General features: G+C 74.1%; 20 protein-coding genes and 1 pseudogene. 5 read left to right on the top strand and 16 right to left on the bottom strand.

Annotation, left to right across the window (positions count from 1 at the left end):
• From ACIRBX_RS11305 to ACIRBX_RS11285, 5 genes and pseudogenes are all read right to left on the bottom strand, one after another.
• A pseudogene (locus ACIRBX_RS11305) lies at positions 1-286 on the bottom strand (hypothetical protein); the annotation flags it as partial.
• 2 nt (positions 287-288) lie between these two features.
• On the bottom strand, positions 289-2,673 hold the full coding sequence (locus ACIRBX_RS11300) for a hypothetical protein (RefSeq protein WP_402295552.1): 2,385 nt from the start codon (positions 2,671-2,673) through the stop codon (positions 289-291).
• 38 nt (positions 2,674-2,711) lie between these two features.
• On the bottom strand, positions 2,712-3,257 hold the full coding sequence (locus tag ACIRBX_RS11295) for a WXG100 family type VII secretion target (protein ID WP_402295550.1): 546 nt from the start codon (positions 3,255-3,257) through the stop codon (positions 2,712-2,714).
• Between the two features lie 92 nt (positions 3,258-3,349).
• Complete coding sequence (locus ACIRBX_RS11290) at positions 3,350-5,506, bottom strand: WD40 repeat domain-containing protein (protein ID WP_402295549.1); 2,157 nt, start codon at positions 5,504-5,506, stop codon at positions 3,350-3,352.
• A gap of 122 nt (positions 5,507-5,628) precedes the next feature.
• Complete coding sequence (locus tag ACIRBX_RS11285; RefSeq protein ID WP_402295548.1) at positions 5,629-6,285, bottom strand: GNAT family N-acetyltransferase; 657 nt, start codon at positions 6,283-6,285, stop codon at positions 5,629-5,631.
• Positions 6,286-6,657: 372 nt separating this feature from the next.
• Between ACIRBX_RS11285 and ACIRBX_RS11280 the strand changes: the two genes are divergently transcribed.
• On the top strand, positions 6,658-7,485 hold the full coding sequence (locus ACIRBX_RS11280; RefSeq protein ID WP_402295546.1) for an isocitrate lyase/phosphoenolpyruvate mutase family protein: 828 nt from the start codon (positions 6,658-6,660) through the stop codon (positions 7,483-7,485).
• A 112-nt stretch (positions 7,486-7,597) separates the two neighbouring features.
• Here ACIRBX_RS11280 and ACIRBX_RS11275 read toward each other — a convergent pair whose 3' ends face one another.
• From ACIRBX_RS11275 to ACIRBX_RS11265, 3 genes are all read right to left on the bottom strand, one after another.
• Entirely contained in the window at positions 7,598-7,975 is a 378-nt protein-coding gene (locus tag ACIRBX_RS11275; protein ID WP_402295545.1) for a hypothetical protein, read from the bottom strand.
• Between the two features lie 60 nt (positions 7,976-8,035).
• Entirely contained in the window at positions 8,036-8,308 is a 273-nt protein-coding gene (locus ACIRBX_RS11270; protein WP_402295544.1) for a hypothetical protein, read from the bottom strand.
• Positions 8,309-8,729: 421 nt separating this feature from the next.
• Positions 8,730-9,374, bottom strand: a complete 645-nt coding sequence (locus ACIRBX_RS11265) for a TetR/AcrR family transcriptional regulator (protein ID WP_402295543.1) — start codon at positions 9,372-9,374, stop codon at positions 8,730-8,732.
• Between the two features lie 83 nt (positions 9,375-9,457).
• Between ACIRBX_RS11265 and ACIRBX_RS11260 the strand changes: the two genes are divergently transcribed.
• The 3 genes from ACIRBX_RS11260 to ACIRBX_RS11250 all read left to right on the top strand — a co-directional run bounded on the left by ACIRBX_RS11260 (position 9,458) and on the right by ACIRBX_RS11250 (position 12,580).
• Positions 9,458-10,273: a VOC family protein gene (locus tag ACIRBX_RS11260; RefSeq protein ID WP_402296456.1), complete on the top strand. Its 816-nt coding sequence runs from the start codon at positions 9,458-9,460 to the stop codon at positions 10,271-10,273.
• Positions 10,274-10,331: 58 nt separating this feature from the next.
• On the top strand, positions 10,332-11,213 hold the full coding sequence (locus ACIRBX_RS11255; protein ID WP_402295541.1) for a GNAT family N-acetyltransferase: 882 nt from the start codon (positions 10,332-10,334) through the stop codon (positions 11,211-11,213).
• A gap of 191 nt (positions 11,214-11,404) precedes the next feature.
• Positions 11,405-12,580, top strand: a complete 1,176-nt coding sequence (locus ACIRBX_RS11250) for an alpha-hydroxy-acid oxidizing protein (protein WP_402295539.1) — start codon at positions 11,405-11,407, stop codon at positions 12,578-12,580.
• A 79-nt stretch (positions 12,581-12,659) separates the two neighbouring features.
• Here ACIRBX_RS11250 and glnA read toward each other — a convergent pair whose 3' ends face one another.
• On the bottom strand, positions 12,660-14,072 hold the full coding sequence (glnA, locus tag ACIRBX_RS11245) for a type I glutamate--ammonia ligase (protein WP_402295537.1): 1,413 nt from the start codon (positions 14,070-14,072) through the stop codon (positions 12,660-12,662).
• Positions 14,073-14,332: 260 nt separating this feature from the next.
• On the opposite strand from glnA, the gene ACIRBX_RS11240 reads away from it, so the two are divergent.
• Complete coding sequence (locus ACIRBX_RS11240) at positions 14,333-14,800, top strand: RDD family protein (RefSeq protein ID WP_402295536.1); 468 nt, start codon at positions 14,333-14,335, stop codon at positions 14,798-14,800.
• 115 nt (positions 14,801-14,915) lie between these two features.
• On the opposite strand, the gene ACIRBX_RS11235 is transcribed toward ACIRBX_RS11240, so the two are convergent.
• The 7 genes from ACIRBX_RS11235 to ACIRBX_RS11205 form a co-directional block, all read right to left on the bottom strand.
• The gene (locus ACIRBX_RS11235; RefSeq protein WP_402295534.1) at positions 14,916-15,605 is read right to left on the bottom strand and encodes a DUF4191 domain-containing protein; all 690 of its coding nucleotides are present in this window, start codon (positions 15,603-15,605) and stop codon (positions 14,916-14,918) included.
• 152 nt (positions 15,606-15,757) lie between these two features.
• Positions 15,758-15,949 (bottom strand): hypothetical protein, encoded by a 192-nt coding sequence (locus ACIRBX_RS11230; protein WP_402295533.1) that lies wholly within the window; start codon positions 15,947-15,949, stop codon positions 15,758-15,760.
• A 117-nt stretch (positions 15,950-16,066) separates the two neighbouring features.
• Positions 16,067-17,020: a lipoyl synthase gene (gene lipA / locus ACIRBX_RS11225; RefSeq protein ID WP_402295531.1), complete on the bottom strand. Its 954-nt coding sequence runs from the start codon at positions 17,018-17,020 to the stop codon at positions 16,067-16,069.
• Positions 17,021-17,184: 164 nt separating this feature from the next.
• Entirely contained in the window at positions 17,185-17,955 is a 771-nt protein-coding gene (lipB, locus tag ACIRBX_RS11220) for a lipoyl(octanoyl) transferase LipB (protein WP_402296454.1), read from the bottom strand.
• Between the two features lie 111 nt (positions 17,956-18,066).
• A complete protein-coding gene (locus ACIRBX_RS11215) occupies positions 18,067-19,965 on the bottom strand; it encodes a helix-turn-helix domain-containing protein (protein WP_402295530.1) in 1,899 nt (632 codons plus the stop codon).
• Positions 19,966-20,045: 80 nt separating this feature from the next.
• Positions 20,046-21,407 (bottom strand): MFS transporter, encoded by a 1,362-nt coding sequence (locus ACIRBX_RS11210; protein ID WP_402295528.1) that lies wholly within the window; start codon positions 21,405-21,407, stop codon positions 20,046-20,048.
• 68 nt (positions 21,408-21,475) lie between these two features.
• A complete protein-coding gene (locus tag ACIRBX_RS11205) occupies positions 21,476-22,237 on the bottom strand; it encodes a 3-hydroxybutyrate dehydrogenase (RefSeq protein WP_402295525.1) in 762 nt (253 codons plus the stop codon).
• Positions 22,238-22,527 lie beyond the last annotated feature (290 nt).

The raw sequence follows: 22,527 nt of genomic DNA, 5'->3' as shown, positions 1-22,527 counted from the left end.
GGTGGAGGGGTTCGAGGGGTGTGCCGCGTTCCATCGGGCGCAGGGCGGTGAGCCGCTCGGTGGCCTGCATCGGCTCCAGCGGCTCGGCCCGCTCCATCGGCCGGAGGGCCGTCAGCCGCTCGGTGGTCTGCACCGGTTCGGCGGCCTGCATCGGTTCGAGCTGGGCCGTCGCCTGCTCGGCCGGTCGGACCGCGTCCACCGACACCCGGGCAGCCGTCAGCGGCTGGTCCGGCTGGGCCGGGACCGACTCGGTCCGGGTCAGCTCCTGCTGCTCGTCCGTGGCCATGCTCAGCGCCCCGTCCCGGTGCCCGTACCGGCCGCCGGAGCGGCGGGTGCCTCACCGCTGCCCTCGGGGAAGCCGCCCGAGCTGGCGAGCCGGGCCAGTGCCGCCCGCATGAACGGCGTCGGCACCTGGAAGCCCTCCTCCTCGCGCAGCGGTGGCGGACCGTCAGCCGGCAGTGTCGGGGCAGCGGCCGTCGCCGAGGCGGTCTCGGTCCCGGCCGGCTCCTCGTCGGGTCGCCCGCGCCGCTCGGCCACCGACCGGGCCCGCTCCAGGTACGCGTCCTCCGACGAGCCCGAGGCGGTGGTCGTCGTCGTCGCTGCCGTCGCCGTCGTCGCGTCGCCCGAGCCCGAACCACCGGACGCCGGCGCCGCGTTGAGCGAGGCGGCCTGCTCAGGCCCGAGCACCGCCGCCGTCAGCTGGCTCATGAAGTCGCCGCCGGCCGCCGGAGCCTCCTGCCCGACACCGGCCACCGCCGTGTGCACGGGCTCGGGGGCCGGGGCCATCCCCGACTCCTCGACCCAGCGCTGCCGCATCCGCTGCCAGTGCCGGTCCTGCGGGTCGTGGTGGACGGCCTGGCCGAGGATTCCGGCGTCGCGCAGGGCGACCACCTCCTCCTCGTCCTCCGCCACCCCGAAGCGGGTCGGCCGGACGAAGCGCGAGCCGGACTTGCCCGCACCGCCCGCCGCCGCACCGCCGTGCATCCCGCCCATGCCCGGCATGCCGGCACCGGCCGCGCCGCGAGCGGAGGCCGCACCGCCCGCGCCGCTCGCGCCGACGCCGCCCGCACCGAGACCGGTGCCGGAGGTGCCGCCTGCGCCGACGCCGCGACCGCTGACGCCGCCGGCCGTGGTCGGCGTGCCGAGCGGATGCCCGCCGCTGCCGCCGACGCCGCCGGCCGAACGGCCGCCGCCGGGGTTGTAGCCGCCGAGCGCGGACGCGCCGCCGCCGACTCCGCCGACCCGGGCGCCGCCACCGAGGCCGGAGCCGCCGAGGCCCGAACCGCCCGCGCCGCCACGGGCGCCGCCGACTCCGCCCGAGCCGCCGAGCGCACCGGGTGCGCGGCCACCGGGGGAGAAGGCCGGGCCGGTGCTGCGGCCCGGCACGGTGCCGCCGGGCAGGCCGCCGGGGCGACCGGTCAGCGGACTGAAGGGGGTGCCGGTGCCGGTCCGGCCGCCGAGCGGGAGGCTGCCGATGCCGCCGATGCTGCCGGGGTCCGCCCCGCCCGGGGTGAACGGGCGCAGCGAGGTGGTGGGGCGCAGCAGGCTGGTGCCCGGCCCGTCGCCGCCGGCCGGCTGGTGCCCGGCCAGGGTGAGGCCGCCGGGCGTGCCGACCGAGGGGAGCTTGAACGCGGGCTTGCCGTCCGCGCCGATCGAGGAGCCGCCGGTCCCGCCGCCCCCGAAGCTCCCGCCGAGGCTCCCGCCGCCGAAGCTCCCGCTGCCACCCGCGCCGAGGCCGGTGCCGGGCGCGCGCCCGCCGGCCCCGAGGCTGCTGCTGAACGGGGTCGGCGCCTGCGCCGTCGGCATCTTGAACGGCTGCAACGCGGGCGTGCCGGTCGCGCCCGGGCTGCCCCCGGGGCCGCCGCCCGGACCGCCGAGCGGACCGCCCGGCATCCCGGGCATGCCGCCCGGCACGCCGCCGCCGGGCAGGCCGCCCGGCACGGTGCCGCCCGGGTTGAAGCCCTGGATGTCGACCGGGGCGGGTGCGCCCACGCCGGTCCCGGTGGCCCCGTACGGCAGGCCGCCGGGCCCGGTGACGGTGCCGACGCCGTCCAAGCCGGTGCGCGGCGGGGCACCCGCGCCGCCGCCGGCGCCACCGCCCCCGCTGCCGCCGGTCAGCGAGGCGACCTCGGCCGCCGCCGTCATCCGCTGGAAGTGACCGGAGCCCTCGCGGAGCATCGAGTCGACGTTGGTGCCGACCTGGCCGACGTAGGTGTTGTACGTGGCCACGGCCTCCTTGATGCCCTCGGACTTGGCGATGTCGTCGTTCTTGCCGGCCGGGTTGTCCTCGATGTACTCCTTCGTGTACTGGAGTTCGCGGATCATCTCGTTCTTGGTCTGGGTGACCGCCTCGATCGCGCCGCGCAGCGACTGCGCGATGGCCTGCGCCGAGGTGACCGTGGTGGTGACGTGCGAGCCGTCGCCCTCACAGAACTTGCGCAGGTACCCGGCGAAGCTCTCGGCGGCCTCGCCCTCCATCGCCTCCATCGCCAGCTTGGCGTTGGCCACGATGGCGCCGACCCGGGTCTCGGCGAAGGTGTTCCACTTCTCCCAGGCGACGGCCAGGTCGCCGATCAGGTCCTCGTTGGCGTCGGGGAAGACGATGGCCTTCCCGTCCTCGTTGCTCTGGATGACCTTGAGCACTTCTGCCAGGTCGGGGGGCAGCTGGATCACGGTGAACTTCCTTCTGCGGGAATCGACTCGGGCAGGACTCAGGCGACCTTGGGGCCGCTGCCACCGGAGGGGTGCGGCTCGGGCTTGTCGGGGTCTTCCCAGGCGTTGTAGTCGAGGGTCGGCCGGTCGGCGGCGTCGAAGTTGGACTCGGCCGTGACCGGGCCGCCGGTCTCGCCCGCGACCACCACGGTGACCGGCTTGCTGCGCGGGTCCGGCTTGACCTCCGCGACCGGCGCGCCGGCCCCCTCGATGGCCCGCAGCGAGGTCGCGTTGGAGTCGTCCACGGAACGGTAGTTGGCGACCACGGTGCGCAGGTTCGCGGCGACCTGGGCGCTGTTCGCCAGGAACTTCTGGATGCCCTCCAGCACCTGCTTCTGGTGGTCCGCCAGCCCGCCGACCGAACCGGTGGTCCCGGTCAGCGACTTGGCCAGCCGGTCGGTGCCGTAGACCGTCGGTTTGATCTGTTCGACCGTGGCCTTCAGCTGGGCGGTCGGCCCCTCCAGGTCGTCCAGCATGGTCTGGATCATCTTCGCCGCCGCCTCGACCTGCTCCAGGTCGACCCGGAACTGCTTCCCGCCCGCCATCTCCACCCCTCGCTCGTACGCTTCGCGACGGCCGCCGTCCCCAAGATCGGCGGCTCTGAACGCATCTTGCTGTGACTGATCCTGACGAAACGTCAGAGCGTGACCGCGCCGCCCGGGCCGACCACGTACAGGCCGGTCTCGGTGAAGGAGATGGCCAGCGGGGCGCGGTCCAACGGAGCCTCGTTCAACAGCGTGCCGCTGCCCAGGTGCCAGAGCCGGACGGTGTCCCGGTCGTCCCCGGCCGCGACCAGCGCCTCGCCGTCCATCTCCTGGCAGACCAGGGTGCGCACCCGGGCCGCACCGCCGGCCAGCTCGGTGACGGCCGCGCCGGTCTCCGCGTCGAAGGCCCGGACGGCTCCGTCGGAGGTGCCGGCCAGCACCACCGGCCGCCCGGCGTGGGTGGCGAAGGCCAGTGCCGCGACCGGCGCGGCGAGGCCCTCGACCACCGGGCCCGGTGCGCCGGTGACGGCGTCCCAGATCCGCACCGTGCGGTCGCCACCCGCGGTGGCGAGCAGCGGCCGGGGCTGCTGCGGCCCCACGGCCAGTGCGGTGACGCCCTGCTGATGGGCCGCCAGCCGCAGCAGCGGGGCGCCGTCCAGCGCGCCGCGCACCCGCACCACGCCGTCGGCGCCCCCGGAGACCAGGGTGGTCTCGCCGAGCGCCAGGCAGCTGACCGGGCCGGTGTGCGGGGTGGGCACCGAGAGCGGGGCGCCGTCGGACAGCCGGTGACAGCGCACCGCGCCGGTGCCGGTGCCGCAGACCAGCAGGTCGCCGGCGACCGCGAGGGAGCTGACCGAGCCGCCGTCGTCCGCGAGTCGGAGCCGCTCGACGCCGCCCTCCCAGAGCCGGACGGTGCCGTCGCCGTAGCCCGCCGCGAGCAGCTGGGCCCCGGCCGGACCGGTGGCGGCGGCCAAGGCGTTCAGCGGGCGCGGTCCGGTGGCCGGGCCGGTCGGCTCCCAGGTGGCCAGCGCGGCGCCGTCGGCCGGGTCGAAGAGCCGGATCCGGCCGCGCTCGTCGCCGACCGCCAGCGCGGCCCGGTCGCCGTGCCGGACCACGGCCAGGGCGGTCAGCCAGGCGCCGCCGGTGGCCCAGCCGTACAGGCCGGTGCCCCGGTAGACGTCCCAGGTGCGCACGGTGCCGTCCAACGCGCAGGAGGCGAGCACCGGTTCGCCCGCCAGCTCGGTGAAGGCCAGGCCGGTGACGGTCGCCGAGTGGCCGACCAGCACGGCCAGCGGCTCGCCGGTGGCCAGATCCCAGAGCCGGACCTCGCGGTCGACACCGGCGGAGGCGAGCACGGCCTGGTCGCCCAGCGAGAGCACCGCGAGCGCGGTCACCCGGGCGGAGTGGCCGACCAGCAGGTGCAGCCGGGCCCCGGCCGCCGCGTCCCAGACCCGGATGGTGCCGTCGCCGGCGGCGGCGGCGACCAGGTCGAGGCCGGCGCAGTGCGCGTGCACCAGGGCGGAGGCGCCCCGGCCGTCCACCGCGAGCAGGCCGAGACCCTTGCCGTCCTCGGCCCGCCAGGCCCGCACCTCGCCCTCCCGGCCCCCGGAGAAGGCCAGCGGCACGCCCTCGACCACGGCGGCGGCCACCACCTGGGTGCCCTCACCGCCCGAAGTGCCGTGCAGCAGTGCACCGGTGGTGGCGTCCCAGACCTGGACCGCACCGTCCTGCGCACCGACCGCGAACAGGTCCCGCTCGCCGACCCGGCCCAGCGCCACGGCGGTGGGCAGCAGCCCGGCCTCCTCGTCGGAGGAGCCCAAGGAGCCTCCCTCGGACGCCAGTTCGGCCAGCCCGAAGCCCTGGCCGGCCACCGCGAGGGCGAAGGCGGGACGGCCGGAGACGGTGCCGATGGCGGCCGTCGGGGCCGCCTCGGCCGGATCGACCGCGGCCGGCTGCACCAGGTTGCCCGGCAGCTGGGCGGGGGAGCCGGGGTGGATCAGCTGGCCGGCCAGCGCCTCCAGCAGCCGGGCGATGCCGGGCACCGGGGTCTCCGTGCCGTCCGCCCAGGACAGCTCGCCGGCCACCAGCCGCCGGGCCTCGGGGCTGCCGCCGCCGACCCCGGGCTCTGCGCCGCGCAGCGCGTTCAGCACCCGGGCGGGGACCGCCGGGTCGACCGTCGCGGTACGCACCACCTCGCTGCCGCCGCTGTGATGGCGCACTCGCAGCGCGCCGGCCTGATCAAGCGTCAGTTCGAGCCTGCCTCCCGGCAGTTGCGCCTCGCCGACGGAGAACTCCACCAGTCCCGACATCTTCCGAACCCCCAGCCTGGTACATGGACAAACCAGCCGCGCGATGCGCGTAGATCAAATGTGTGCGTGGAGCTGTGCGGCGGTGCGTACCGTACGCCCCGGTCGCGCTCCGGGTCCCGGCCTCAGCAGAGGTCCTCGGGGACCAGGGTGGCGTACACGGCGTCGTGCAGCTCCTGGGTGCGGGAACTGCGGAACAGTGCGGGCCGGAAGCCGGACCGGCGGAAGCCGATGGAGGCCCCGACCACCTGCACCCCCATGTTCTCGGCGGCGGCGTAGGCGTCGATCCGCCGCAGCCCCAACTCCTCGAAGGCGAACCGGCAGACCAGTCGCATCGCGGAGGCGGCGGTGCCCATCCGCCGGTGCTCGGGCAGCAGCCAGACCGAGATCTCGGCCGCGCCCTCCTCCGGTCTCAGGTCCACCAGTTCGGCCAGCCCGATCGCCGGGCCACCGTCCTCGGTCGGACCACCCTCCTCGGCCGGGTCGCCTGTCGGGCTGTCACCCGGCGTGCCCTCCGCCGCCAGGGTCACCGCGAAGTACGCGGCCCGGTCGGCGTCCCAGAGCCGGGGGGCGACCTCGGTGATCCAGCGGACGGCGGACTGCCGGTCGGGGTGGGCCAGGACGCCCTGCATGAACTCGCGCACCAGCGGATCGCGCGACCCGGCCAGCAGCGTGTCGGCGTCGCGCTCCTGCGGTCGGCGGACCAGCACCCGGCCGTCGCGCATGCCTGAGAGCGCTTCCACCGAGCTCAGCGCGCAGGTGGTGCCCCGATTCCTCCCCATGCGCCGTATCGAAGCACCTTGAAGCCGGTCAATCAACCCGGGTCGGCGGTCGCTTACCCATCGGTAACACCAATTCGGGCCCAGCAGAGGTGATTTGTCGACACTGACTGACCCTTCGTCAGTACGCGGAACGCCCGGAGGGCCCCCGATGGACGGCGGAGCCGGGTGGCGAGCACCTTCCGGACGGGTGCGTGGAGGTTCGGGGAGGGAGTTCCGGAGACCTTGCGTGCAGTGACGGTGGTCACGCCCCGACCGGATCGTAGCTGCTTCCCGGGGCGCCTGTGGGCCCGCTGACGGAAGGTCATCCGGCCTTAATCCGGGGTTCGTCCGGCCGGGCGGTGCCTGCGCCGCCGTGCGTGGTGGAATGGCCCCATGCCGACGCTCCACGACAAGGCCACCGCCTTCCGCGCCCTGCACGTACCCGGCCGCCCCCTGGTGCTGCCGAACGCCTGGGACGTCGCCTCCGCACTCCTGGTCGCGCGCGCCGGAGCGCAGGCCGTCGCCACCACCAGCGCCGGCGTCGCCTGGTCACTCGGCGAGCCGGACGGCGGACGCCTGGACCGGGAGCGGGGGTTGGCCGCCATCGCCCGGATCACCTCGGCCGTCGACCTGCCGGTGACCGCCGACATCGAGCGCGGCTTCGCCGAGGAGCCCGACGGGGTCTACCGCACCGTGACCGGCGTGCTGGAGGCCGGTGCCGTCGGGATCAACCTGGAGGACGGTCTCCGGCCGGTCGCCGAACAGGTGGCGCGGATCGCCGCCGCCCGCGCGGCGGCGGACGCGGCCGGCATCCCGCTCTACCTCAACGCCCGGATCGACACCCACCGGCTCCCGGACGACGGCGCCCGCCCGGCCGAGACCGTCCGCCGCGCCCTCGCCTACGCGGCGGCCGGCGCCGACGGCGTCTTCGTGCTCAGCCCGCTGGACGCGGACCGGCTCCGCGCGCTGGTCGAGGCGGTGGCCGTGCCCGTGAACGTCCTGATCGGCCCCGGCACCCCCACCGTCGCCGAGTACGCCGCCGCCGGTGCGGCCCGGGTCAGCGCCGGCTCCTCGATCGCCGAGGCCGCCTACGCGCTGGCCGAGCGCGCGGCCCGCGAACTGCTCACCACCGGCACCGCCGGAGAGCTCGCCGGGCAGCTCGACTGGGCCGCCCTGAATGCGGTCCTGCTCGGCGCGGCCCCCGTGGAGCGGGCGGTCTGACGCTGCTTCACCCCGTCCCTGCCACCTCGCTGTGGGCCGGGGCGGGCCGGGGCGGGCCGGGGTGGGCCGGGGTGGGCCGGGGTGGGCCGGGGTGGGCCCGGGGGCGTCCCGCTCAGATCTGCCCGAGTGCGGCACGCAACCGTCCCCGGGTGACGGCAGCGGCCTCCCGGGTGACCGGGTCGGCGCTCCGCAGTGCGTCGTCCAGCAGCAGGTCGGCGGCCGCGATCACGGCGGCGGGCAACGCCACCTCGCGCAGCCCGAGCAGTTGGGCGGCAGCCTGGTGGCCGATGGTCGGGCCCCCTCCAGCGCTGCCTGCTGCGCTGTGCGCGGGGCCGTGTCCCTGGCCGTGTGCCGGGCCGTGCGCGGGGACGTGTGCCGAGCCGCCGGTCCGGCCGGCCGTCGAGCCGGTGTCGGGGCGCTCCGACGGCTCACCGGACCGGTAGCTGGGGTGCGCCAACTCGCCCCGGGGGCGGCGAGGTTCGTTGATCACGGGCATGTGGGGTCCGTCGTTCTGTGATCCGTGGCGGCTTCGCCCCGGGCTTGCGGTCGGTCAGGATGCCTGCAGGTCGGGGAGGGCCGGAGCCGCTCCGCTGAGTGCGGGCCGTTCGAGTGCGGGCCGCTCGGGGCGGGGGGCGATGCTCCGCAGCACCGGGGCGGTCGGCAGTGGGGTGGACGGTGCCCCCGCGTGGGCGTCCCGGATCCACCGGGCGAGGGTGCGGGCGAAATCGGGGCCGATCACGGCGGCCTGGCGCAGCTGCTCCAGATCGCCGGTCCGCAGCGGGACCCCGGCTTCCGTCAACGCCGCGAGCAGGGGCTGGACCACCGTCCACTGGAGACGGGCCGCGGGCAGGGGACCGATATGGGCAGGCTCTGTCACGCCGGGTCCAACTACCGTCCCGCGCCGGGGTCACGGGGTGGGCGCGGCATTCCACCGGGCGGAGGGTCCGGTGGGCGAGTCCGACGGGGCGGCCCGGCCGGCCGGTGCGATGTCCGTCCTGTCGGATCAGCCGCCCGCGCCTCACCCGCCCGGCCGATGGGGCGTCACCGGGGCGTGCCCGACTGACACGGCGTCACCGGGGCATGGCTCGCCGACCTGGCGTCACCAGGGTGTGCCCGACTGACACGGCGTCACCGGGGCATGGCTCGCCGACGTGGCGTCACCACGATGTGCCCGGTCAGCGCGGTGTCACCGGGGCATGGCTCGCCGGCGCGGTGTCACCACGGTGCGCCCGGCCGACGGGGCGTCACCAGGGCGTGCCGGTCGGGTCGTCGGCGACGGCGGCGCCGAGCATGGCGCGGAGGTGGTCGGCCTCCGGGAGCAGGGCCGCCTCGATCTCCGCGTCACCGTGCCCGTCCAGGGTGAGCTCCTGGATCCGGCGGAACAGCAGCCGGTCCGAGGCCGCGATCAGCGCGGCGGCGGCCCGGGGTGCGATCGGCGGCGTGCCGGCCGGAGCGGCGGCGGTCAGGGCCTCGGCGAGCGCCACCTCGCGCAGGTCGTGCAGCTCGCGCAGGCGGGCCGTCAGGGTCGGGCTGTCGGCGACCATCCGGGCGAACTCCGGTCCGGTGAAGCCGACCACGGGGTCGTGGGCGAGCAGTGCGGCGCGGAAGGTCCGGCCGAGGGCGGCCAGCGGCACCTCCTCCGGGCCGCGTTCGGCGACCGCCCGGGCCAGGCCCTGGGTGAACGCCTCGTGGTGGTCGAGGGCCAGGTCCTCCTTGCGCGCGAAGTAGTTGGTGACCGTCTTCTTGGCCACCCGGGCGGCGGCGGCGATCTCGGCGATGGTGGTCCGCTCGAAGCCCTGCTCGATGAAGAGCCTGGTCGCGCAGTCCGAGATCAGCTGCCTGGTCTCCTGCTTCTTGGACTCGCGGAGTCCCGGTTCGGTGGTCGTCACGGGAAGAATCTTACCCCCGACGTAAAATTACTCTTGCCCTACCGACTCAGGCTCTCTAAAGTTACGTCCGTCGCAAAGTTCGCCTGAATCTACCTACTCTGGGAGTCATCCTGAACGTCACCACCTCCACCGTCTCCCTCACCGTCGCCGACCCGGACGCCTCCCGGGACTTCCTCTGCACCCACCTCGGCTACCGGGTCCAGGCCGCCGCCGAGGGCTTCGTCTCGCTGGCCCGGGAGGACGCCGCCGCCGACGTCGTCCTGCTGCGCACCGGCCACGAGGTGCTCACGCCCGAGCAGCGTCACCAGCGGGCCGGCGGGCTGATCCTCGCGCTCACCGTCTCCGGCGGCCTGGCCGAGGAGGAACGGCGGCTGCGCGAGGCGGGCGCCCCGATCACCCTCCCGCTGCGCGAAGAGCCGTGGGGCGAACGGCTGTTCCAGCTCACCGACCCGAACGGCATCGTGGTCCAGTTGGTCGAGTGGGTTACCTCCGAGACCCCTGTGGCTGCCCCCGAAATCCCTTCGACCGCCCGGCTGATCGCCCCTGCTGCCGAGCACGTCACCGAATCGCCGAACGCCCGGATGACCGGCCTCGCCGCCCCCGGCCGGGGCAGCGCCGAGCTCAGCACCTGGACCGTCACCATGACGGCCGGTCAGACCGGCCCCGAGCACGTCATCAGCCGCGAGCAGGTCTGGACGGTGACCGCCGGATCCCTGGAGGTCACCCACTCCGGCCGCACCGACACCGTCCCGGCCGGCCACACCCTGGTCCTCCCGCCCGGCCTGGTCCGCCGGGTGCACGCCCCGCAGGACGCCGAGGCCCACGTCGCGATGCGCTCCGACGGCCTCGCCTCCGTCCCCGGCACCGAGGGCACCCGCCCCCTGCCCTGGGCCCGGTGACGGCCGGTCAGTAGTCTCTGATCCCCGCCCCGCACGCCCCACCGGCAACGGAGTCAGCTTGCCCCTGCGCATCACCGCCCTGACCGACCCCGAGCAGTCCGCCGCCGCCCGCCGGCTGGCCTGGCTGGCCGCCGACCCCGACGGACACCCGGTCGGGTCCGCCTTCCTCCGCCTGTTCGACCGGGACGGCCAGCGCCACCTCGCCGAACTCGACCTCCGGGTGCACCCCGCCGAGCGCCGCCGCCGGGTCGGCACCGAGTTGCTCGCCGCCGCCGTCGCGGCAGCCCGCGCCGACGGCCGGCGCAGCGTCATCTCCCAGGCCGAGGAGGGCAGTCCGGGCCAGTCCTTCCTGGCCGACCGGGGCTTCCGCGCCGCCCTCACCCTGACCTACGCCCGCCTCGACCTGGCCGTCGCCGACCTGCCCGCGCTCGCCGCCGAGGCCCGCGCACCCCACGCCGGCTACCGCCTGACCTCCTGGGAGGGGCAGGTCCCCGACCACCTCGCCGACAGCTACGTCGCCTCCCGCACCGCGATGGACGACATGCCGATGGGGGCCGTCGACTACGGCACCGTGCTCTGGGACCACGACCGCATCCGCGCCGCAGCCGCGGCCGTCGCCGCCCGCGGTGAGACCCTGCACACCACCGCCGCCGTCTCCATCGCGGACGGCGCCGTCGTCGCCTTCACCGAACTCGTCGTCCCCGCCGACGAAACCGGCGACGCCCAGCACTACGGCACCGCAGTCCTCCCCGCCCACCGGGGCCACGGCCTGGCTCGCTGGATGAAGGCCGCCGCCATCCTCGCCGCCCATGCCCGCCACCCCCGCCTGGCCGGCCTGCTCACCGACACCGCCGACAACAACCCCCACATGCGCCACGTCAACGACGCCCTCGGCTACCTCCCCACCCACGTCGCCCACGAGTACCAACTCGACCTCTGAGCGGGGACGTTCCGGGAGGGCCGGACGGAGGCGGCGGCCCACGAAGTCCCACGAAGGGGGGCGTCCCGGACTCCCAGGGGAGAGCCCGTCCGGCCGGGGCGCGGTTCGCCGCAGGGGCGAACTACCTTGGGGCCGTCGTCCGTTCGCGTTCCACAGCGTCGCGCCAACCGACCCGTCCCCAGGGAGAGACCATGACCGCCCACCCGGCCACCTACTTCGGCGACTACCAGAACGAGATCTACCTCAACGGGCTCGGCGGCGTGCTCCCCACCATGCCGATGACCTTCGCGGAGTTGGAGCGCCGCGCGCAGTCCGCCCTGCCCCCGTCGGTGCTGTCCTACGTGGCGGGCGGAGCCGGCGACGAGCGGACCCAGCGGGCCAACGTCACGGCCTTCGACCGCTGGGGCCTGGTGCCCCGGATGATGGTCGGAGCCGCCCGGCGGAGCCTGTCCGTCGAGCTGTTCGGCCACACCCTGCCCTCGCCGCTGTTCCTGGCCCCGGTCGGCGTGATCGGCCTGTGCGACCGGGACGGCCACGGCGACCTCGCCACCGCGCGGGCCGCCGCCCGCACCGGCGTGCCGATGGTCGCCTCCACCCTCTCGGTCGATCCGCTGGAGCAGGTGGCCGCCGAGTTCGGCGACACCCCCGGCTTCTTCCAGCTCTACACCCCCACCGACCGCGCCCTGGCCGAGAGCCTGGTGCACCGGGCCGAGGCAGCCGGCTACCGGGGCATCGTGATCACCCTGGACACCTGGATCACCGGCTGGCGCCCGCGCGACCTCGCCGCCGCCAACTTCCCCCAGCTGCGCGGCCACTGCCTGGCCAACTACACCTCCGACCCGGTCTTCCGGGCCCGTCTCGCCAAAGCCCCCGAGGAGGACCCCGGTGCCGCCGTGCTGGAGTGGGTGCGGGTCTTCGGCAACCCGCTCACCTGGGCCGACCTGCCCTGGCTGCGCTCCCTCACCGACCTGCCGATCGTCCTCAAGGGCCTCCAGCACCCCGAGGACGTCCGCCGCGCCCGGGACGGAGGCGTGGACGGCATCTACTGCTCCAACCACGGCGGCCGGCAGGCCAACGGCGGCCTCCCCGCCCTCGACGCCCTGCCCGGCGTGGTCGAGGCCGCCGACGGCCTGCCCGTGCTCTTCGACTCCGGCGTCCGCAGCGGCGCCGACGTGGTCAAGGCCCTCGCCCTCGGCGCCACCGCCGTCGGCATCGGCCGCCCCTACGCCTACGGCCTCGCCCTCGAAGGCACCGACGGGATCGTCCACGTCCTCCGCTCACTCCTCGCCGAGGCCGACCTGATCATGGCCGTCGACGGCTACCCCACCCTGGCCGACCTCACCCCCGAGGCCCTGGTCCGCCTCTGACCCACCACGGGACGGGCCCGGCCCGAAGACTCCGGACCGGGCCCGTACCCGTGTGTGCCCCAGGGCGTCAGCCCGACGACTACAGGTCGTAGTAGAGCTCGAACTCGTGCGGGTGCGGGCGCAGCGCGATCGGGGCGATCTCGTGGGTGCGCTTGTAGTCGATCCAGGTCTCGATCAGGTCCGGGGTGAAGACGCCGCCCGCGAGCAGGTACTCGTGGTCGGCCTCCAGGGCGTCGAGGACGGCGCCGAGGGAGTTGGGGACCTGGGGGACGGAGGCGTGCTCGTCGGGGGCGAGCTCGTAGAGGTCCTTGTCGACGGGCTCGAGGGGCTCGATCTTGTTCTTGATGCCGTCGAGGCCGGCCATCAGCATGGCGGCGAAGGCCAGGTACGGGTTGGAGGCCGGGTCGGGGGCGCGGAACTCGATGCGCTTGGCCTTGGCGTTGGAGCCGGTGATCGGGATCCGGATCGCGGCGGAGCGGTTGCGCTGCGAGTAGACCAGGTTGACCGGGGCTTCGAAGCCGGGGACCAGGCGGTGGTAGGAGTTCACCGAGGGGTTGGTGAAGGCGAGCAGCGAGGCGGCGTGCTTGAGGATGCCGCCGATGTAGTAGCGGGCGGTGTCGGAGAGGCCCGCGTAGCCCTGCTCGTCGTAGAAGAGCGGGGAGCCGTCGGTCCACAGCGACTGGTGGACGTGCATGCCGGAGCCGTTGTCGCCGAAGATCGGCTTGGGCATGAAGGTGGCGGTCTTGCCGTTCCGCCAGGCGACGTTCTTGATGATGTACTTGAACAGCATCAGGTCGTCGGCCGAGTGCAGCAGGGTGTTGAACTTGTAGTTGATCTCGGCCTGCCCGGCGGTGCCCACCTCGTGGTGCTGGCGCTCGACCTCCAGGCCGGCGGCGGCGAGTTCGAGGGACATCTCGGCGCGCAGGTCGGCGAAGTGGTCGACCGGCGGGGTGGGGAAGTAGCCGCCCTTGTACTTGACCTTGTAGCCGCGCACGTCACCGGTCTCGGAGCCGGAGTTCCATGCACCGGCCTCGGAGTCGATGTGGTAGTACGAGGCGTTCGCGCTGGTCTCGAAGCGCACCGAGTCGAAGACGTAGAACTCGGCCTCGGGTCCGAAGTACGCGGTGTCGGCGATGCCGGAGGAGGCCAGGTACGCCTCGGCCTTGCGGGCGACGTTGCGCGGGTCGCGGCTGTACGCCTCGCCGGTGATCGGGTCCTGGATGAAGAAGTTGATGTTGAGGTGCTTGTCCTTGCGGAACGGGTCCAGCCGCGCGGTGGCCAGGTCGGGGACGAGTGCCATGTCGGACTCGTGGATGGCCTGGAAGCCGCGGATCGACGAGCCGTCGAACATCAGTGTCTCGGACGGGTCGAAGGTCGCCGCTGGCACGGAGAAGTGCTGCATGACGCCCGGCAGGTCGCAGAACCTCACGTCGACGAACTTGATGTCGTTGTCCGCGATGTACTGCTTGACCTCGGCGGCGTTGTTGAACATCCATCCTCCTCAGCGAGCGGGTTTTAGGGGTCAACCCTAGGAATCGGCCGTTTCCGGCCGGTGACCCCTTCGTTTCCTGAATGTTAACCGGGCCGCTCAAGGGGGAGTCAAAGGCATACGGTTCCGGACAGAACGCCCCGCCCCGACGGGGGTGGCCCGACGAGTGGTCCAGACCACTTCGCGAGGCCGGTCGGCGGCGATTCACCCGCTCGGGGGGAGGGGGCCGAAGATCGCCCGCACTGCCCGGATAGTGTGGATTCGTGGACACCAGAGAAGCGTTGGGATCGTGGATCGACGGGCCGAAGGCCGCCGCCGAGAAGATGGGTGCCGACTTCGGGTACCGGGGTGAGCGCCTGGGCCTGCCGAAGGAGGGCCCCGGGTCGCTGGCCGGCCCCGGCCGCCGGTTCGCCGCACTGTTCGTGGACTGGGGGCTGTGCACCCTGGTGGCGTTCGGGTTGATCACCCAGGGCACGGCGCACAACACCGGCCTGTGGACGATGGCGGTGTTCTACGTCGTCAGCGTGGTCCTGCTGGCCACCACCGGGACGACCGTCGGCAAGCGGCTGCTGGGCCTGCGTCTGATCCGGCTGGACGGCGGCCGGGTGAGCATCCCGCAGGTGCTGCTGCGCACGCTGCTGATGGTCCTGGTGATCCCGGCGGCGGTCTGGGACCGCGACACCCGGGGTCTGCACGACAAGGCCGTGCGCACCGTCGAGGTGCGGATCTGATTCCTGCTGCACGCGGAATACGCGCGCAGCAGAGCGCAGAGCAGAGCACGCGCACAGAAGAACGGCCCCGCCGCGAGAGTCTCGCGGCGGGGCCGTGGTGTCGACGGGGGAGCGGTCAGCGGACCTGGCCGCCCTTGGGCATCCGGGCGCCCTTGGGCATCGGGCCCTTGGGGATCGGGGCCTTGGAGAGCAGGTCGCCCAGCGCGCGCAGGCGGTCGTTGGTCTCGGTGACCTGGGCGGGGGTGATGGAGCGGGGCAGACGCATCAGGTGGATCTGGAGCTTCTTCAGCGGCACCTCGCCCTCGCCGTTGCCCACCACGATGTCGTGCACCGGGATGTCGCCGACCACGCGGGCCATCTTCTTCTTCTCCGACGCCAGCAGGGCGCGCACCCGGTTCGGGTTGCCCTCGCCGATCAGCGCGATGCCCGGGCGGCCGATGGCCCGGTAGACCGCGTCCTGGTTGCGGGTGACCGCGACCGGGGTCGGGTTCGCGTTCCAGCCCCGGCGGATGTTGTTCAGCACGGCCGCGACGGCGCCCGGCTGGCCCTCCATCTGGCCGAAGGCCGCCCGCTCCGCGCGCCGCCCGAAGACGATCGCCATGGCCAGGAAGGCCACGATGAAGCCCAGGATGCCCAGGTAGATGGGGTGGTCGATCGCAAAGCCGATGGCGAGGAACACGCCGAAGGTGAGGAGACCGACGGCCGCGATGATCAGGCCGATCTTGGTGTCGACCTGCTTGGTCATTGTGTACGCCTGGCGGATCTGCTTGAGCCGCCCAGGTGTTTCGGATGTTTGCCTCGCCATACCGCTCATGGTACGTGGCGGGAGCACGGGATATCCAAGGGCGCCCCCAAACTGCAACCCGGACGCGCCCCCCGGCACGCCCGTACAGCCGCCCAGGTCAGGAGCGGGTCGGGCGGAAGCACCTCGACGGGGACCCGGGCACGGGACCCCGGTCAGGCGTGACGGCGCCGGGAGTCGCTCTCGGCGGGGAACAGCCCGGCCACCTCGGCGCGGTCGGCGGCGTGCTGCCGGTTCTCGACGACGGCGGACCAGGCGTTGCGACGGGCCTTCAGGTGGCCGCCGGCCAGCAGTACCCGCTCGGTACGGCGCAGCGCGTAAACCAGGATTCCGGTCTTGTTCGGCATGCTCTCAGGATCCCCCTCCTGTGTTGCCGGGCGGTGACCGAACGGTCAAAGCCCGATGAAAAGCCCGGAGGCCGGGGCGGGTGCCCCGGCCTCCGCCGTTCGGTGCCGAGCGCCGGCTCAGACCGCCGCGCGCTCGCGGTGCTCCAGCGCCTGCCGGTACAGCCGGCCGGCCCGGTACGAGGAGCGGACCAGCGGGCCGGACATGACGCCGGCGAAGCCCAGCTCCTCGGCCTCCTGCTGGAGCTCGACGAACTCCTGCGGCTTGACCCAGCGCTCGACGGGGTGGTGCCGCACCGAGGGGCGCAGGTACTGGGTGATGGTGATCAGCTCGCAGCCGGCCCCGACCAGGTCGGCCAGCGCCTGGCTGACCTCCTCGCGGGTCTCGCCCATGCCGAGGATCAGGTTCGACTTGGTGACCAGTCCGGCCGCGCGGGCCTGGGTGATGACGTCGAGCGAGCGCTCGTAGCGGAAGGCCGGGCGGATCCGCTTGAAGATCCGGGGCACCGTCTCGACGTTGTGCGCGAGCACCTCGGGGCGGGAGGAGAAGACCTCGGCGAGCTGCTCGGGCACCGCGTTGAAGTCGGGGATGAGCAGCTCGACGCCGGTCCGGCCGGCCTCGCGGGCGGCGGTCATCGCGTGCACCTGGCGGACGGTCTCGGCGTACAGCCAGGCACCGCCGTCGGGCAGGTCGTCACGGGCGACACCGGTGATGGTGGCGTAGTTGAGGTCCATCGTGACGATGGACTCGGCGACCCGGCGCGGCTCGTCGCGGTCGAAGTCGGCGGGCTTGCCGGTGTCGATCTGGCAGAAGTCGCAGCGGCGGGTGCACTGGTCGCCGCCGATCAGGAAGGTGGCCTCGCGGTCCTCCCAGCATTCGAAGATGTTGGGGCAGCCGGCCTCCTGGCAGACCGTGTGCAGCCCCTCCTTCTTCACCAGCGACTGGAGGGCGTTGTACTCGGGGCCCATCTTCGCTCGGGTCTTGATCCACTCGGGCTTCCGCTCGATGGGGGTCTCGCTGTTGCGGACCTCCAGGCGGAGGAGCTTCCTGCCGTCGGGCGCGACAGCGGACACGTGCGACTCCTAGAACTAGACGGGGTACCCCTAGGGTACGCCTGTGCTTGTGCGGGTTTCACCGGGCGCAGGCCCTGTATTCGCAGGGACGACAGCGCGTGACGGGCGGGCGGCATTCCCGCCCGGAAGGTACCGGCGGGTACCGGAACGGACCGGCCGGGCCGTCAGCGGGCCAGGGCGGGCTCGGGGAGCTCGGCCAGCACCTCGCGCAGGTGGCGTTCCACCACCGGCAGGGCGGCGGCGACGCCGAAGTCGCGGCCGAGTTCGGAGCTGATCGAACCGACCCCGGCGTCCCGGATGCCGCAGGGCACGATCCGGTCGAACCATGTCATGTCGGGATCGCAGTTGAGCGCGAACCCGTGCATCGTGACGCCCCGGGCGACCCGGACGCCGATCGCCGCCAGCTTGCGGTCGTCGCCGCGCTGGCCCGCGTTGGAGGGCGCGTACTCGGGGCCGGCCAGCCGCGGGTCGATGCCGAGCGGCAGGCCCATCCGCAGGGTCAGCTTGCCGATCTCGACCACCTCGGACGGGTCCACCACCGCGCCCGGGATCTCCGCGCCGAGCTTCCAGACGCCGCTGCGGCCCTCGACCCGGGTGGTGTCGACGCCGGCCTCGCCGCAGGCGCGGATCAGCGCCTCCTCCAGGCGCCGGACGTACGCGACCACGTCGATCGGGTCCGGCAGCTTGACGATCGGGTAGCCGACCAGCTGGCCGGGGCCGTGCCAGGTGATCTCGCCGCCGCGGTTGACCTGGACGACCGGGGTGCCGTCGAGGGGGTAGTCCTCGGGGTTGGTGCGCTTGCCGGCGGTGTACACCGGCTGGTGCTCCAGCAGCAGCACGGTGTCCGGGATCTCGTCGGCGACCCGGAGCGCGTGCAGCCGCTGCTGCTCGGCCCAGGCCTCTTCGTAGGGGACCGAGCGCTCGCCTATGCCCATGTGCACGAACCGTACGTGCTCGCTCACCGCTGCTCCTTGCCAGGCGTCAAAACCGACCACGCCACTGTACGCCTGACCGATTCGGGGACGCCCCGACCGGGGCGTCGTCGGTCACTCGCCCGCCAGTAGCTGGAGGCGGAGGGCGAGTTGGAGCTCCAGGCTGCGTTCCGGCTGGTTCCAGTCCGGGCCGAGCAGCGCCTCGACCCGGTCGAGGCGCTGGACCACGGTGTTCACGTGGACGTGGAGCTCGTCCTTGGCCCGGGTGAGGCTGCCGCCGCAGTCGAAGTAGGTGCGCAGGGTGCGGACCAGTTCGGTGCCGCGCCGGGCGTCGTAGTCGAGCAGCGGGCCGAGGGCGGCGCGGACGAAGGCGGCCACGTCGTGGCCGTCGCCGAGCAGCACGCCGAGGAAGCCGAGGTCGGCGGCGGAGGCGCCGTCCCCCTCGCGGCCCAGCACCCGCAGGGCGCGGACGCAGCGCAGCCCCTCGCCGTACGCGGCGGCCAGCTCGGCCGGGCCGGTCGCGGCCCGGCCGGCGCCGACCGTGACGGGGGTGCCGGTGAGCCGGGCCAGCCGCTCGGCGGCCCGGGCGGCGGCCTGGCCGGCGCCGGGCGAGCCCTCGGCGGGGAGCAGCAGCACCACGGCCTCGCCGTGCTCGGCGCTGAGGCCGCGCGCGCCGAACAGGTAGCGGGCGGCGGCCCCGGCCAGCCGGGCGCGCTCGGCCGGCGGGACGGCGGCGACCAGCACCAGGTGCGGGCGGCCGAGGTCCACGCCGAGGCGGCGGCCCCGGGCGATCAGGCCGGCCGGGTCGCGGCCGGGCGCGGTGAGCAGGTCGGCGACCAGCTCGCCGCGCACCCGGTTCTCCGCCTCGGCGACCGAGCGGCGCAGGAGCAGCAGCAGGGCGGTGACCACCCCGGCCCGTTCGAACAGGCGGCGGTCGGCGTCGTCCAGGCCGGGGCGGCCGAGCAGCACGATGGCGCCGAGCGGCTCCTGCCCGGCCAGCACCGCGCAGATCCAGGCGTCACCGTGCCGGACGGCGCGGCCCTCGGCGCGCGAGGCCGCCGCGAGCTCCGACAGTCCGTCAAAACCCGGCGCGCGCCCGGCGAGTACGAGCCCCTCGGCGTCGTACACGCCCACGTCTCCGCCCAGCAGGGTGGCCACGTCGGCGGCCACGTCCGGCACCTCGGCGCCGCGCAGCACCAGGTCGGTGAGGCGGTCGTGGGCCCGTTCGGCGCGCTGGACGGCCTCGGAGTGGGCCTGGATGACGGCGTTGGCGGCGTTCAGCTCGGCCAGCGCGGCCCGGGTCTCGGCCAGCGACTTGGCGGTGTCCAGGGCGATCGCGGCGTGCGCGGCCAGCGTGCAGAGCAGCGCCACCTCGTCGGGAGAGAAGGCCCGGGGCGAGCGGTCGGCGGCGAACAGCACGCCGATCACCTGGCCGCCGAGCAGCAGCGGCACGCCGATGATGGCGACCAGGCCCTCGTCCAGCACCCCCGCGTCGATGGTGCCGGTGTGGTGGAAGCGCTCGTCCCGGCGGTAGTCGGGGGTGGCGTACGGGCGGGCGGTCTGGGCGACCAGGCCGCCGAGGCCGTCGCCCAGGCTGAGCCGGAGGTTCTGGAAGAGCGCGGAGACCGAGCCGTCGGTGACCCGCATGTAGGTGTCCCCGGCGGCCGGGTCCGGCAGGGTCAGGTACGCGGTGTCGGTGCCCAGCAGCATCCGGGCCCGGCGGACGATCGCCTGGAGCACCGAATCCAGGTCGCGGGAGGCGGCCAGGTCGCCGGCGGTGTCGAAGAGGGCCGTCAGCTCGGCCTCCCGGCGGCGGTGCTGACGGAGTGTCCGGTGCACCCGCAGGGCCAGCCAGGTGGCGTCGTCGATCTCGGCCAGCACCTCGGCCGGGGCGCCCCGGCGGCGGGCCTCGGCGAGCACCTCGCCGAAGTCCTCGGTGGCGGCGCCGGAGGCGAGCAGGTCGAGCAGCCGCCGGAGGGCGGCGGTACCGGTGGGGGGCGGGGGGTCGTCCATGGTGCGGGCCATCGTGCCAGTTCCGGGGAGGGGACGGAACGGCCGGTACCGAAGTGGTACCGGCCGTTCCTGAGGGCGGGTCAGACCTTCACGGGCGAGGGTGCGGGGGTCTCGGCGGCGCCGACCTCGGCCAGGTCGCGGCCCCGGGTCTCCTTGGCGCAGAGCACGGCGACCACGGTGATCGCGGCGGCGATCGCCACGTAGACCGAGATCGGGGTGGAGCTGCCGTAGTCCTGGAGCAGCGCGGTGGCGATCAGCGGGGCCGGGGCGCCGGCCGCCACCGAGGCGAACTGGGCGCCGATCGAGGCGCCCGAGTACCGCATCCGGGTGGCGAACAGCTCGGAGAAGAAGGCCGCCTGCGGGGCGTACATCATCGAGTGGAAGACCAGGCCGACGGTGATGGCCACCAGCAGCGAGCCGAAGCCCTGGGTGTCCACCAGACCGAAGAAGACGAAGGCCCAGACGCCCACCCCGGCCGCGCCGACCAGGTAGACCGGCTTGCGGCCGACCCGGTCGGAGAGCGCTCCGAACAGCGGGATCAGCGCGAACTGGATGGCCGAGGCGATCAGCACCGCGTTCAGCGCGGTCTGCTTCGGCAGGTGCACGTGGCCGACCGCGTAGGCCAGCACGAAGGTGGTCATCACGTAGTAGGAGATGTTCTCCGCCATCCGCGCGCCGACCGCGGTGAGCACCTCGCGCCAGTGGTGGCGCAGCACCGCGACCAGCGGCGGCTGCTCGGGCGCCTGCGCCTTCCGGGCCTCGGCGGCGGCCAGCGCCTGCCGGAACAGCGGGGACTCGTCCACCGCCAGCCGGATCCACAGGCCGACCATCACCAGCAGCGCGGAGAGCAGGAACGGCACCCGCCAGCCCCAGGAGACGAACGCCTGGTCCGACAGCACCGCCGTCATCAGCGAGAGCACGCCGGCCGCCAGCAGGTTCCCCGCCGGGGCGCCGCCCTGCGGCCAGGAGGCCCAGAAGCCGCGCCGCCGGGCGTCCCCGTGCTCGGAGACCAGCAGCACCGCACCGCCCCACTCGCCGCCGAGCGCGAAGCCCTGCACCAGGCGCAGCGCGGTGAGCAACAGCGGTGCGGCGATGCCGATCTGGTGGTACGTCGGCAGCACGCCGATCAGGGTGGTGGAGCCGCCCATCAGCAGCAGGCTGAGCACCAGCAGCTTCTTGCGGCCGATCCGGTCGCCGAAGTGGCCGAAGACCAGCGCGCCGAGCGGGCGGGCGGCGAAGCCGATGGCGTAGGTGAGGAAGGAGAGCAGGGTGCCGGTCAGCGGGTCGCTGTTGGGGAAGAAGACCTTGTTGAAGACCAGCGCGGCGGCGGTGCCGTAGAGGAAGTAGTCGTACCACTCGATGGTGGTGCCTATCAGGCTGGCGGCCACGACCTTCTTGAGGGAGGCGCCGGACGTTCTCGCGGCGTCGGGAGAACTGGGCATGCGTCACCTTTGTTCCGGGGGAGGGTGGTTCGGGGGGCTGGGTCGGGCTGGGCTGGGTGGGGCGGGGATCAGTGTGCGGTCCAGCCGCCGTCCACCGGGAGGGAGGCCCCGGTGATGTAGGAGGCGTGCGGGGAGCAGAGCCAGAGGGCGAGCTGGGCCACCTCGTCCGGCTCGATCAGGCGCTTGACGGCGGTGCGGTCGAGCATGATCTGCTCCACCACCTCGTCCTCGCGGATGCCGTGGGCCAGTGCCTGGGCGGCGATCTGCTTCTCCACCAGGGCGGTGCGGACGTAGCCGGGGTTGACGCAGTTGCTGGTGACGCCGTACGGGGCGCCCTCCAGGGCGACGGTCTTGCTGAGGCCCTCCAGGCCGTGCTTGGCCGTCACGTAGGCGGCCTTGAAGGCGCTGGCCCGCAGGCCGTGCACCGAGGAGATGTTGACGACCCGTCCCCACTCCCGCTCGTACATGTGCGGCAGGGTGCGGCGCAGGATGCGGAACGGGGCCTCGACCATCACCCGCTGGATCAGCGCGAAGCGGTCCGGCGGGAACTCGTGCACCGGCGCGACGTGCTGGAGGCCCGCGTTGTTGACGACGATGTCGGCGTCGACCGGCAGGGCGTCCACCGCCGCCGGGTCGCCCAGGTCGGCGACCACCGGGACGCCGCCGATCCGGGCGGCGACCTCCTCGGCCGCGGCGGCGGCCAGGTCGACGACGTAGACCCGGGCGCCGGCCGCCGCGAAGACCTCGGCGCAGGCCCGGCCGATGCCCGAGGCGGCGCCGGTGACCAGTGCCGTGCGGCCGTCCAGCGGCCGGGCTGAAGTGGTGTCCATGGCCGAGAACGGTAGGAAGCGGCGGCCTTCGCTCATATGTGCCGGAGGCACACAGGGTGGCGCAGTGGCATGGCGGGCAAAGCCATGTGGGCCGAGGGGCGACATGCTCGGTCCGAGCCAAACACCGACCGACACACCTTCCCTACAACGGGCGCCATTGCATCACCCGTTCGGAGGATTGCCCGCCCAGATCCACCCATAGCGGCGAAATGCTCGCTACATTCGCGCCGATTCCCGACAGGGGGCGCACCTCCAGACAGGTGGGGGCTGGTGGGGCGCTCGAGAGGTGT

The sequence above is a fragment of the Kitasatospora sp. NPDC096147 genome (assembly GCF_044763225.1).
Lineage (GTDB): Bacteria > Actinomycetota > Actinomycetes > Streptomycetales > Streptomycetaceae > Kitasatospora.
This window is presented reverse-complemented; position numbering and strand designations above follow the sequence as displayed.

Bases quoted from the DNA above. Each gene is read 5' to 3' on its own strand.
- ACIRBX_RS11295 (WP_402295550.1), bottom strand. From the start codon at position 3,257: ATGGCGGGCGGGAAGCAGTTCCGGGTCGACCTGGAGCAGGTCGAGGCG.
- ACIRBX_RS11290 (WP_402295549.1), bottom strand. From the start codon at position 5,506: ATGTCGGGACTGGTGGAGTTCTCCGTCGGCGAGGCGCAACTGCCGGGA.
- ACIRBX_RS11285 (WP_402295548.1), bottom strand. From the start codon at position 6,285: ATGGGGAGGAATCGGGGCACCACCTGCGCGCTGAGCTCGGTGGAAGCG.
- ACIRBX_RS11280 (WP_402295546.1), top strand. From the start codon at position 6,658: ATGCCGACGCTCCACGACAAGGCCACCGCCTTCCGCGCCCTGCACGTA.
- ACIRBX_RS11250 (WP_402295539.1), top strand. From the start codon at position 11,405: ATGACCGCCCACCCGGCCACCTACTTCGGCGACTACCAGAACGAGATC.
- glnA (WP_402295537.1), bottom strand. From the start codon at position 14,072: ATGTTCAACAACGCCGCCGAGGTCAAGCAGTACATCGCGGACAACGAC.
- ACIRBX_RS11235 (WP_402295534.1), bottom strand. From the start codon at position 15,605: ATGGCGAGGCAAACATCCGAAACACCTGGGCGGCTCAAGCAGATCCGC.
- ACIRBX_RS11230 (WP_402295533.1), bottom strand. From the start codon at position 15,949: ATGCCGAACAAGACCGGAATCCTGGTTTACGCGCTGCGCCGTACCGAG.
- lipB (WP_402296454.1), bottom strand. From the start codon at position 17,955: ATGGGCATAGGCGAGCGCTCGGTCCCCTACGAAGAGGCCTGGGCCGAG.
- ACIRBX_RS11215 (WP_402295530.1), bottom strand. From the start codon at position 19,965: ATGGACGACCCCCCGCCCCCCACCGGTACCGCCGCCCTCCGGCGGCTG.
- ACIRBX_RS11210 (WP_402295528.1), bottom strand. From the start codon at position 21,407: ATGCCCAGTTCTCCCGACGCCGCGAGAACGTCCGGCGCCTCCCTCAAG.
- ACIRBX_RS11205 (WP_402295525.1), bottom strand. From the start codon at position 22,237: ATGGACACCACTTCAGCCCGGCCGCTGGACGGCCGCACGGCACTGGTC.